General features: G+C 52.8%; 1 rRNA gene. It reads left to right on the plus strand.

Going from position 1 to position 2,603, the window contains the following annotated elements:
* Nucleotides 1-2,553, plus strand: a 23S ribosomal RNA gene (locus ACO0U8_RS24170); the annotation flags it as partial.
* Between the last annotated feature and the right edge of the window lie 50 nt (nucleotides 2,554-2,603).

The following is a 2,603-nucleotide window of genomic DNA, read 5'->3' on the forward strand; positions in this document are numbered from 1 at the left end:
TTGTGAGTTCGATGAGTAGGGCGGGACACGTGACATCCTGTCTGAATATGGGGGGACCATCCTCCAAGGCTAAATACTCCTGACTGACCGATAGTGAACCAGTACCGTGAGGGAAAGGCGAAAAGAACCCCGGCGAGGGGAGTGAAATAGAACCTGAAACCGTGTACGTACAAGCAGTGGGAGCCTACTTTGTTGGGTGACTGCGTACCTTTTGTATAATGGGTCAGCGACTTATATTTTGTAGCAAGGTTAACCGAATAGGGGAGCCGTAGGGAAACCGAGTCTTAACTGGGCGTCAAGTTGCAAGGTATAGACCCGAAACCCGGTGATCTAGCCATGGGCAGGTTGAAGGTTGGGTAACACTAACTGGAGGACCGAACCGACTAATGTTGAAAAATTAGCGGATGACTTGTGGCTGGGGGTGAAAGGCCAATCAAACCGGGAGATAGCTGGTTCTCCCCGAAAGCTATTTAGGTAGCGCCTCGTGAACTCATCTTCGGGGGTAGAGCACTGTTTCGACTAGGGGGCCATCCCGGCTTACCAACTCGATGCAAACTACGAATACCGAAGAATGTTATCACGGGAGACACACGGCGGGTGCTAACGTCCGTCGTGAAGAGGGAAACAACCCAGACCGCCAGCTAAGGTCCCAAAGTCATGGTTAAGTGGGAAACGATGTGGGAAGGCATAGACAGCCAGGATGTTGGCTTAGAAGCAGCCATCATTTAAAGAAAGCGTAATAGCTCACTGGTCGAGTCGGCCTGCGCGGAAGATGTAACGGGGCTAAACCATGCACCGAAGCTGCGGCAGCGACGCTTAGGCGTTGTTGGGTAGGGGAGCGTTCTGTAAGCCGTCGAAGGTGACCTGTGAGGGTTGCTGGAGGTATCAGAAGTGCGAATGCTGACATAAGTAACGATAATGCGGGTGAAAAACCCGCACGCCGGAAGACCAAGGGTTCCTGTCCAACGTTAATCGGGGCAGGGTGAGTCGACCCCTAAGGCGAGGCTGAAAAGCGTAGTCGATGGGAAGCTGGTTAATATTCCAGCACTTGGTGTTACTGCGAAGGGGGGACGGAGAAGGCTAGGCTAGCCGGGCGACGGTTGTCCCGGTTCAAGCGTGTAGGGGGTGTGACTTGGTAAATCCGGTTACATATTAACCCTGAGGCGTGATAACGAGCCACTACGGTGGTGAAGTAGTTGATGCCATGCTTCCAGGAAAAGCCTCTAAGCTCCAGGTAACACGAAATCGTACCCCAAACCGACACAGGTGGTCAGGTAGAGAATACTCAGGCGCTTGAGAGAACTCGGGTGAAGGAACTAGGCAAAATGGTGCCGTAACTTCGGGAGAAGGCACGCTGGCGCGTAGGTGAAGGGACTTGCTCCCGGAGCTGAAGCCAGTCGCAGATACCAGCTGGCTGCAACTGTTTAATAAAAACACAGCACTGTGCAAACACGAAAGTGGACGTATACGGTGTGACGCCTGCCCGGTGCCGGAAGGTTAATTGATGGGGTTAGCAGCAATGCGAAGCTCTTGATCGAAGCCCCGGTAAACGGCGGCCGTAACTATAACGGTCCTAAGGTAGCGAAATTCCTTGTCGGGTAAGTTCCGACCTGCACGAATGGCGTAATGATGGCCAGGCTGTCTCCACCCGAGACTCAGTGAAATTGAACTCGCTGTGAAGATGCAGTGTACCCGCGGCAAGACGGAAAGACCCCGTGAACCTTTACTATAGCTTGACACTGAACATTGAGCCTTGATGTGTAGGATAGGTGGGAGGCTTTGAAGCGTGGACGCCAGTCTGCGTGGAGCCAACCTTGAAATACCACCCTTTAATGTTTGATGTTCTAACTCGGCCCCGTAATCCGGGGTGAGGACAGTGTCTGGTGGGTAGTTTGACTGGGGCGGTCTCCTCCTAAAGAGTAACGGAGGAGCACGAAGGTTAGCTAATCACGGTCGGACATCGTGAGGTTAGTGCAATGGCATAAGCTAGCTTGACTGCGAGAGTGACGGCTCGAGCAGGTACGAAAGTAGGTCATAGTGATCCGGTGGTTCTGAATGGAAGGGCCATCGCTCAACGGATAAAAGGTACTCCGGGGATAACAGGCTGATACCGCCCAAGAGTTCATATCGACGGCGGTGTTTGGCACCTCGATGTCGGCTCATCACATCCTGGGGCTGAAGTAGGTCCCAAGGGTACGGCTGTTCGCCGTTTAAAGTGGTACGCGAGCTGGGTTTAGAACGTCGTGAGACAGTTCGGTCCCTATCTGCCGTGGGCGTTGGAAGATTGAGAGGGGCTGCTCCTAGTACGAGAGGACCGGAGTGGACGCATCACTGGTGTTCGGGTTGTCATGCCAATGGCATTGCCCGGTAGCTAAATGCGGAAAAGATAAGCGCTGAAAGCATCTAAGCGCGAAACTTGCCTCGAGATGAGTCTTCCCTGTGGCTTTAAGCCACCTGAAGGGACGTTTAAGACTAAGACGTTGATAGGCTGGGTGTGTAAGTGCAGCGATGCATTGAGCTAACCAGTACTAATGACCCGAGAGGCTTAACCTTACAACACCAAAGGTGTTTTAGAGTGGCTCTGAAGTAGATTTTCAGCTGAA

This window comes from Rahnella sp. EDr1-12, assembly GCF_049206505.1.
In the GTDB taxonomy this organism is placed as follows: Bacteria; Pseudomonadota; Gammaproteobacteria; order Enterobacterales; family Enterobacteriaceae; genus Rahnella; species Rahnella rivi.